10 protein-coding genes are annotated in these 8,394 nt (G+C 67.6%); all 10 read left to right on the top strand.

Going from position 1 to position 8,394, the window contains the following annotated elements; all coding sequences use genetic code 11:
* Window positions 1–239: hypothetical protein (locus B2Y21_RS02610; RefSeq protein ID WP_292056653.1), on the top strand; the 239-nt coding region annotated here is incomplete at its 5' end.
* Window positions 240–262: 23 nt separating this feature from the next.
* Window positions 263–517, top strand: coding sequence for a hypothetical protein (locus tag B2Y21_RS02605; RefSeq protein WP_292056652.1), 255 nt, complete (start codon window positions 263–265; stop codon window positions 515–517).
* The gene (locus B2Y21_RS02600; RefSeq protein ID WP_292056649.1) at window positions 514–897 is read left to right on the top strand and encodes a M15 family metallopeptidase; all 384 of its coding nucleotides are present in this window, start codon (window positions 514–516) and stop codon (window positions 895–897) included. Before B2Y21_RS02605 ends, B2Y21_RS02600 begins: the two co-directional genes overlap by 4 nt.
* Before the next feature lie 68 nt (window positions 898–965).
* A complete protein-coding gene (locus B2Y21_RS02595; protein ID WP_292056637.1) occupies window positions 966–1,373 on the top strand; it encodes a hypothetical protein in 408 nt (135 codons plus the stop codon).
* A gap of 348 nt (window positions 1,374–1,721) precedes the next feature.
* Complete coding sequence (locus B2Y21_RS02590; protein WP_292056635.1) at window positions 1,722–2,528, top strand: flagellin; 807 nt, start codon at window positions 1,722–1,724, stop codon at window positions 2,526–2,528.
* A gap of 111 nt (window positions 2,529–2,639) precedes the next feature.
* The gene (locus B2Y21_RS02585; protein ID WP_292056633.1) at window positions 2,640–3,443 is read left to right on the top strand and encodes a flagellin; all 804 of its coding nucleotides are present in this window, start codon (window positions 2,640–2,642) and stop codon (window positions 3,441–3,443) included.
* A 90-nt stretch (window positions 3,444–3,533) separates the two neighbouring features.
* Complete coding sequence (locus B2Y21_RS02580; protein ID WP_292056631.1) at window positions 3,534–3,815, top strand: flagellar protein FlaG; 282 nt, start codon at window positions 3,534–3,536, stop codon at window positions 3,813–3,815.
* Window positions 3,816–3,952: 137 nt separating this feature from the next.
* Window positions 3,953–4,894, top strand: a complete 942-nt coding sequence (locus B2Y21_RS02575; protein WP_292056629.1) for a flagellin — start codon at window positions 3,953–3,955, stop codon at window positions 4,892–4,894.
* A gap of 246 nt (window positions 4,895–5,140) precedes the next feature.
* On the top strand, window positions 5,141–7,858 hold the full coding sequence (locus B2Y21_RS02570; protein ID WP_292056627.1) for a transcriptional regulator: 2,718 nt from the start codon (window positions 5,141–5,143) through the stop codon (window positions 7,856–7,858).
* Between the two features lie 79 nt (window positions 7,859–7,937).
* A partial coding sequence (locus tag B2Y21_RS02565; protein WP_292056625.1) for a hypothetical protein occupies window positions 7,938–8,394 on the top strand: 457 nt, incomplete at its 3' end.

Genomic DNA, 8,394 nt, shown 5'->3' with positions numbered 1-8,394 from the left:
GGCGGCGCGGGCGCGTCCGGCGTGGTCTGGCTGACGGCGATCGGGTGAGCGCCATGATCAGACGCCTGCACCGCATCGTCGACGCCGAAGAGGCCCTGTCGCTGGGCGAGCTTGAGCCGCTGCTGGACGCCGAGGTCTGGGCTGCGCCCGAGCGTCTCTCGGCTGACGACTGTTTCGACCATCTGGGCAGCGACTGGCGAAGCTCGGCCGCGCCCCACGACCCGGAGGATGAGCAATGACGCCTGAACATGAGGATAAACCGATGAAGCGGGCGGGACAGCCGATCGATCTGGCCGAGGGCCGCTGGCTGTGGCGGCGTCTTTATGTCTATGCGGCCAGCCTGGCGCTGTGGCTGCTGTTGCGGCTGGCGGTGACGCGGGCGGCGGCGACGGACCTGCCGCGCATCGCCGAAGGGCTGATGGGGCTGATCGCCCTGATGCTGCTGCTCTATCTGGTGGCGCCCAGCGCCCAGCAGATCGTCAATCTGGCGCGGCTGCGCGCGGGCGGGAAGCCATGAGCTTCGGTCTGTCGCAACGCTCGCGCGAGCGGTTGAAGGGCGTTCATCCTGATCTGGTCGCCGTGGTCGAGGCGGCGATCCGCCTGACGCCGGTGGACTTCATGATCACAGAGGGATTGCGCACGCCCGCGCGCCAGGCGGAACTGGTCCGCGCGGGGGCCAGCCGGACGCTGAACTCGCGCCACTTGACGGGCCATGCGGTGGATGTCGCCGCATGGATCGACGGCGAGGTGCGCTGGGACTGGCCGCTGTACCCCCGCATCGCCGAGGCGTTCAAGGCGGCGGCGAAGGACCGGGATGTGGCTCTGATCTGGGGCGGCGACTGGCCGCGCCTGCGCGACGGACCGCATTTCGAACTGGATCGGAGGGGCTACCCATGAGCGCGCGATTTCTGCGCGTGCTGACGCCTCTGGGGTGGCTGGTCGTGGCGGCTCTGGCGTTGGGCCTGATGCTGCTGATCGGCAAGGGGGCGGGGCTGAGCTGGGATCCGCTCGGCCTGCAGGCCCGGCGTCATGCCGAGACGGAGCGCCGCGCCGACCGAGCCGAACAGGACGCGGCCGCCCGCACGATCGAAGCGGAAGGGCGGGGGCGTCAAACCGATCGCCTCCGCGATTTTCACGAACAGAGCCGGGCTGTCGATCGCGCGACGATCACGGCCGAACAGAAGGCGAGGAGCGCCGATGACGCCGATACACCCCTGGATGACGCTGTCGCTCGGCGTCTTGATGATCATGACCGCGAGCTGTGCCGTCTCTCGCCCCGTCTCGGCGGTTGCGCCGCCTCGACTGATGCTGCCGCCGGAAGCCGAGGCGCGGTGCGGCCTGGCGCGGTTGCCGCCACAGGCGACGGCGGCTGATCTGGAGGCGGCCTATGTCCGGCGCGGCGCTCAGATCACGGCTTGCGATGCGGCGCGACAGCTGGCGGTGGACACGCTGAGGGACGAACGCGCCCTGATCGACGTCTGGATGGAGTGCGTGGGGCGGCAAAAAATGCCTGCTAACTCGGTAAAAAATGCCGCCTATCGGTGCTGAGGGGAAGGAAGTGCCGAGTGTCTTCCAGATCAAGATTGTTTGTTTTCAATAAGATGCAGGAAACGAGGTGTTGGTGCGGCCTGGCCCGCACCTTGCTGCGTAGGCGTCCGAGCAGAATGCTCCCGGCAGCCAAAATGGCGTCGGACATCGTCTGAAGACAAAGGACAGCCAAAATGGCTAACAGCATCAACACCAATGCTGGCGCTCTCATCGCCCTGCAAAACCTGAACGCGACGAATCGTGACCTGAACGTCGCGCAAAACCGCGTGAATACGGGTCTGAAGGTCTCCACGGCCAAGGACAACGGCGCGATCTTCGCTATCGCCACCGCACAGCGCGCCGAAATGGGCGCTCTGGATTCGGTGAAGCAGTCGATCCAGCGCGGTCAGTCGATCGTCGACGTGGCCCTGGCCGCCGGCGAGACCATCACCAAGGCCCTGGAAGAACAAAAGAGCCTGGCGGTCGCCATCGCTTCGTCGACCGGCGCGGCTCAAACGGCCTATCTGGCCGACTACAACGCCCTGGGCGGTGAAATCACCAAGGCCCTGGCCGGCGCGACCTTCGACGGCGTGAACCTGTTCTCCAACGCCACGCAGCAGTCGGTTCTGACCAGCACCTCGGGTGCGACCCAGAACATCGGCACGGGCGCGGCGATCACCGTCGCCACCACGGCCACCCTGTCGGCTCCGGCGGACGCCACGGCCGCTCAGGCTGCGATCACGGCCGTCAACACCGCCATCAGCGGCTTCACCGCCGAACTCGGCAAGCTGGGCACCCAGTCGAAGTCGATGGAGCGTCAGCTGACCTTCGTCAGCAAGATGCAGGACTCGCTCGAAGTCGGCATCGGCAACCTGGTTGACGCCGACCTGGCCAAGGAAAGCGCCCGCCTGACGGCTCTGCAGACCAAGCAGCAGCTGGGCGTGCAGGCGCTGTCGATCGCGAACCAGTCCAGCTCGATCCTGCTGGGCCTGTTCCGCTAACGCTGAAGGCGGCGGTTGAGGCCGCCGCCTGACCACCTCTCGCTACCGAGCAGAATGCTCACCGACGCCAAAACGGCGTCGGCCATCGTCTGAAGACAAAGGACAGCCAAAATGGCTAACAGCATCAACACCAATGCGGGCGCTCTCATCGCCCTGCAAAATCTGAACGCGACGAACCGCGACCTCAACGTCACGCAGAACCGCGTCAACACCGGCCTGAAGGTCTCCACGGCCAAGGACAACGGCGCCATCTTCGCCATCGCCACGTCGCAGCGCGCCGAAATGGGCGCTCTGGACTCGGTGAAGCAGTCGATCCAGCGCGGTCAGTCGATCGTCGATGTGGCCCTGGCCGCCGGCGAGATCGTCACCAAGGCTCTGGAAGAACAGAAGGGTCTGGCGGTCGCCATCGCTTCGTCGACCGGCGCGGCTCAAACGGCCTACCTGGCCGACTTCAACGCCCTGGGCAATGAAATCACCAAGGCGCTGGGCGGCGCGAGCTTCGACGGCGTGAACCTGTTCAAGGCCAACGCCGCGGCTGTCGACGTCCGCACCGGCACCGGCGCGGCCGACACCTTCACCGTGAAGGCGATCGCCGGGACTGACACTGCCGTCGCCACCGCTGGCGGCACGGCGACCGTGGCCACCGCCACGACCGCTGCGGTCGAAGGCGCTATCACGGCCTTCACCGCCGTGCTGGGCGACCTGGGCACCAAGTCCAAGTCCATGGATCGCCAGTTGACCTTCGTCAGCAAGATGCAGGACTCGCTTGAAGTCGGCATCGGCAACCTGGTCGACGCCGACCTGGCCAAGGAAAGCGCTCGCCTGACGGCTCTGCAGACCAAGCAGCAGCTGGGCGTGCAGGCGCTGTCGATCGCGAACCAGTCCAGCTCGATCCTGCTGGGCCTGTTCCGCTAATCCGACGCGGTTAAGGAAGGGGCGGGCCGCTGGTTCGCCCCTTTCTCGCATCGTTGAGACGGGAGGCGCGGCAGGTCCGCGCAGAGGGATATGGCTGACAATGTCGCAGGAGTTTCCAGCGTAACCTATCTGGACCGCGAGCCGCAGGGCGTCGTGGTCGAGTCTAAACCCGCTGTTCAGGCGTCTCAGGGTGCCGCCGATGACGCGGGCCGTTACCGACTGACGATCGAGCGCGAGTCGACGGGCTATGTCTACAAGACCCTGGATCGCGTGACCGGGGAGGTGATCCGCCAGTTCCCGCGCGAGGAAGTGCTGAAACTGCGCCAAAGCCCGGCCTACGACGTCGGGAAGATCATCAAGACCGAGGCCTGACCAGCCGCGCGTCCGAACCATGAAACGCCTCTCGGCATGGCCGGGCGGCGTTAATAGGCGTTGCGATGGCGTTAACCATACGCTCAGGAATCAGCGTCACTAATGCTCGCCAGAATCGGACTGAGGCGAGAACAGCCATGAGCAACAGCGTAATCACCAATGCGTCGGCGCTTGTCGCGCTTCAGAACCTGAACGCCACCAACTCCAAGCTGGCGGCGACCCAGAGCCGGGTGAACACGGGCCTGAAGGTGCAGGGCGCGCGCGACAACGCCGCCACCTGGGCCGTCGCCCAGAACCAGCGCGCTGACATGAATGCGCTGGAATCGGTCAAGACCAGCCTGAACCGCGCCACCTCCATCGCCGATGTCGCCCTGGCCGCTGGTCAGCAGATCTCCGACATTCTGGTGGAACTGCGCCAGAAGGCCACGGCGGCGGCGGATCCGTCGGCTTCCGACGCGACCCGCAAGGCCTACAACGACGAGTTCCAGTCGCTGCTGAAGTCCCTGCAGTCGTTCGCGGACAACGCCGCCTTCGACGGCGAGAATATTCTGAACGGCAAGGTGGGCGGAACGCGACCCGCCACGCCTGCGGGTCTGACGCCGCTGAACTTCCTGGCCAATGCGGATGCGTCCGAGACGATCACCATGAACCGCCAGGACATGACGCTGGAGGGGCTTGGTCTGAATAACGTTTTCGGCGGCACCCCCGGCAACGCCGGTCCGGATGGAATTCCGGGCAATGCGGATGACGTGGCGGCGGTGCCCGGAACGGCTGCGCCCAGCCTGCTGACGGAAGCGAATGCGACAGAGGTGCTGGCCGCCGTCGAGACCGCGCTGGCGACGGCCAACTCCAGGCTGGCCGAACTGGGCGCCCAGTCCAAGCAGATCGAGAAGCACACTCAGTTCGTCACCAAGCTGATGGACTCGCTGGAGGTCGGCGTCGGCAATCTGGTCGATGCGGACATGGCCCGTGAAAGCGCGCGACTGCAGGCCCTGCAGGTTCAGCAGCAACTGGGCGCCCAGGCGCTGTCGATCGCCAACCAGGCGCCGCAGATCATCCTGTCGCTGTTCAAGGGCTGATCGCGGCCCTAGCCCAGCCGCCGGTGCGCGCCGTGTCCTAGCGACAGGGGAGGCGGCCGACGGCGGGTCGGTCGGGGGATCAGGCCATAGAGGCTCATCAGCCTCATCAATATCCAGCGCACGCGTGACATGGGTGGTCTCACCTCGGCTGTGGCGAGGCGAAAACGACGCCGTCGGGCGCCGGTTCCTGGCGACGGTTAAACAGTTCGTTACCGCAGTGAGCGATGCTGACGGGCGGAGGCTTGCGTGGCGGCGATCAACAACAGCTATCTGCTTGGTCTTTTCGGCGCGGGGACGGGTCTCGGCGGCCTGCCTTCGGCTGCGCCTGCGCCAAAGCCCAAGACGCAGCCGACCGCGCCCTGGACCCTGACACCCAAGGAAAAGCCGAGCCAATCGGACCTGCTGCGCTCGGCGCTGAGCGGGCGCAAACTCGTCAACGAAGAGAATGCGGTCCTTGACGTCAAAGGGGCCTCGTCCGGCGACTATCGCAAGATCTTCGCCATGTATCAGGGGCTGACCATGCTGGAAGCCCTGACGACGCGGGCGGGCGAGCGGGGCGTAGGCAGGCTGGAGGCCGACCAGTTGTCGCGCCGTTTCGCCTCGGGCGTGGCCGAGGTGACGGACTTCCTGGCCTCGGCCCAGTTCGACGGCGTGCGTATCGTGCAGGGCGTTTCGGCCTCGCAGAGCCAGTCCACGGCGGCCGTCGCACGCGACAATTCCAAATATCTGACCGGCCCGATCCATGACGGCGCCCTGACAGACCCGGTCGCGGCCTTTCAGGGCGACGTGCGCTTCGGCGTCACGGTGAAGACCCTGACGGGAACCCAGACGGTCAACATCGACCTGGCCGAGATGGGGACGACGCCGCGCACCATGGATGCGGTGCTGGAGCACATCAACGGCAAGCTGGAAGCGGCGGGCGTGCAGACCCGCATCCACCGCCAGATGATCGAGGCCGAGCCGCGAACCGTGAAGGCGGGCGACAAGACCATCACCCTGCCGGCCGGGCCGACACGTTGGGGGCTGACGGTCAGCGGAACCTCGGCGGAGACGATCAGCTTCGTTCCCGCAGAGGCGCGCGATTCGATCCAGGTGGTGCAGGGCGTCGGGACCAAGGGCGGTCACGAAGTGCTGAAGTTCGACCCGGACGGCAATCCGGTCGCCGGCGCGGGCGGCGAGAGTTTCTGGGTCGAGGGCCGCAGCGGCGTCTCCAACCTGCCGGACGGCGTCGAGACGGTGCGCGCCAGCGCCGCGGGGCCCGACGGCTCCATGTGGATCGTGGCTGACGTCAACGCCGGCTCCTCGACGCAGCCGATCAAGGGCCAGGCCGACGTCGTTCTGATGAAGCTGGATTCGGCGGGCAATGTGGTGGTCAGCCGGGCTCTGGGCGCGGCCTCTAAGGCCAGCGGCTACGCCATCGCCGTGGATGCGGACGGACGGGTGGCGGTGGCCGGCTCAGTGGTCGGCGCCTTGGTTCCTGGCGAGGCCGGAGCCTCGGCCACGACGGCGGACAGCTTCGTCACCGTCTTCGACGCCGAGGGCCGCGAGCAGTGGACCCAGAGGCGCGGCGCCAGGGCCGAAGACGAGGCGACGGCGGTCTCCTTCGGCGCGGACGGCCGGGTCTATGTGGCGGGGCGCGCCAAGTCGGCCATGCCGGGAACCTCGGCCGTGGGCGGCTGGGACGGCTACGTCCAGGCCTTCAGCGAAAGCCAGATCCACAGCCTGGCGCCGATCAAGGCGACGGCGACCGGCGCGGCCCAGTTCGGCACGGCGGGGGACGACAACGTCCAGGCCATGACCATCGACGGCGACAATCTCTATACGGCGGGCGTCGAGAACGGCGCCTTCGTGCTGCGTCACTTCCGCGTCGGCCCGACGGGCGCGCCTGAGTTGCTGAGCGAGCGGAACCTGGGCGCGTCCTCGGGCGGCGAGATCGCCGGTCTGGCGGTGGCGAACGGGCGGCTGATCGTGTCGGGGGCGACGGGCAACGGCGCCCTGAACGCTGGTCAGGTCGGCAACGCCCACGCGGGCGGGCAGGACGCCTTCTTCGCCACGTTATCCACGGACCTGGCCGCCTCGGGCGCGGATCGGCTGACCTACTACGGCGGCGAGGGGGACGACACGGCCGCCGACGTCAAGGTGCATGACGGCAAGGTCTGGCTGACCGGCGTTTCGGACCGCCCTCTCGGCGCCAAGAAGGATGATCCCACGCGCGGTTATCTGGCGCGATTGGACGCTCAGACCGGCCAGGTGGAATGGAGCCAGACCTGGACGGCGGCCGAGGGGCAGGCCAAGCCGCTGGCCCTGACGGTTTCCTCCGGCGGCGCCAGCGTTCTGGATCGCCTGGGTCTGCCGCAGGGCGAGATCGACCAGAGCGATTCCAAGGCTCTGGTGGACGCCACCGCCGTGCGCGCCGGCGATCGCTTCTATGTGCAGAACCCCGCGACCGGGCGGCAGACGGCTGTGACCATCGAGGCCAAGGACACGCTGCAATCCCTGGCGCGCAAGATCGAACTGGCTTCGGGCCGCCACCTCAAGGTCACCATCAAGACGGACCGGGACTATCTGACGGGCATGGACGGCGACACGCGCGTGACCAGCGGCGGCGTCCAGCGTCTGTCGATCACCAGCGCTGACGGGCGAGCCGGGGCCGTGCTGATCCCTGGTGAGGGCGGACGCGACGCCCTGGCGGGGCTGGGCCTGACGCCCGGCTTCATCGGCAAGTCGGCGGACGACAAGAAGAAGACCTTCGGCGTCGACCTGTCGCCGCTGCTCAATCTGTCCAGCGCCGAGGCCATCGCCAAGTCCAAGGATCAGGTGCAACTGGCGATCAAGGCCATGCGCGACGCCTATCGCGCCCTGTCGCCCGAAGCGTCCAAGCCGCCGGTCACGGGGCAGGCGCCGGCCTATCTGCAGGCTCAACTGGCCAACTATCAGGCCGCCCTGGCGCGACTCACAGGCTAAGCCGGGATGAAAGGCGCTTTCGGTTGACGGCCGTAGGGCGGACGGGGTTAGTGGGGCCTTCGTTAGCGTTGAGAGCTGCATGGCCCTTTCCAAAGACAATCGTACGGTCCTGATCGTCGGCGCCGGCCTGGCCGTCGTTGGCGCGGTGGCGGCCGCCCTGGTGTTCAGCGGCGGGCGCGACGGACCTGTCGAGGCGCCGCCGGCGTCCAAGGGGGGGCTGACCATCGACGTCGCCGAGGCCCCGACCCTGGAGCCGACGCGAGAGCTGCGTTGCTTCGTCAACGGACAGTTCGTCGGCCTGGCCACCTTGGCTGACTGCGCCCAGAAGAACGGCGTGGCCACCAGCGCCCTGGATGTCGGCCTGGATTCGACCGGCTCTCTGGTCGCGGCGCCGACCGCTTCCTTCGCGCCTCCGCCCGAGGCGCCCGCCGTGACGATGGCCGACGCCGCGCCTGTCGGTCAGCCCGCCGCCGCCGACGCCGCGCGCCCTGCGCCCGCCGCTTCCGGCACGGCCTGTCTGCGCCACACGGGCTCTG

Origin of the sequence: Brevundimonas sp. UBA5936, from assembly GCA_002430835.1 — a bacterium.
GTDB lineage: Bacteria > Pseudomonadota > Alphaproteobacteria > Caulobacterales > Caulobacteraceae > Brevundimonas.
Note: the sequence above shows the minus strand (reverse complement) of the source record. Positions and strands in the feature narration are given on the sequence as shown.